Source organism: Burkholderia sp. SIMBA_051, assembly GCF_046534915.1.
Taxonomy (GTDB): Bacteria; Pseudomonadota; Gammaproteobacteria; order Burkholderiales; family Burkholderiaceae; genus Burkholderia; species Burkholderia ambifaria.
In genome coordinates this window covers 1-245 of the sequence record NZ_JAWRXS010000719.1, presented here as the reverse complement: position 1 = coordinate 245, position 245 = coordinate 1, and the positions used below count along the sequence as shown (strand labels likewise).

At 67.8% G+C, this 245-nt stretch carries 1 protein-coding gene; it reads right to left on the bottom strand.

The features are described from left to right. A partial coding sequence (locus tag SB771_RS36340) for a DNA gyrase subunit A (protein ID WP_410722203.1) occupies positions 1 to 245 on the bottom strand: 245 nt, incomplete at both ends.

Genomic DNA, 245 nt, shown 5'->3' with positions numbered 1-245 from the left:
CGCCGTCGGCGCGCGACAGCATTTCGCGCACCAGCGAGGAATCCCAGGACTTGGCCATCAGTTCCTGGCGCGCGACGGGAGGCGTCGGGGCGGCCTTGATGATGGCGATGAAGTCGTCGATGTTGGCCAGCGCCACGGCCAGGCCTTCCAGCACGTGGCCGCGCTCGCGGGCCTTGCGCAACTGGAACACGGTGCGGCGGGTGACCACTTCGCGGCGATGCTGCAGGAAGTAGTCGATCATCTGC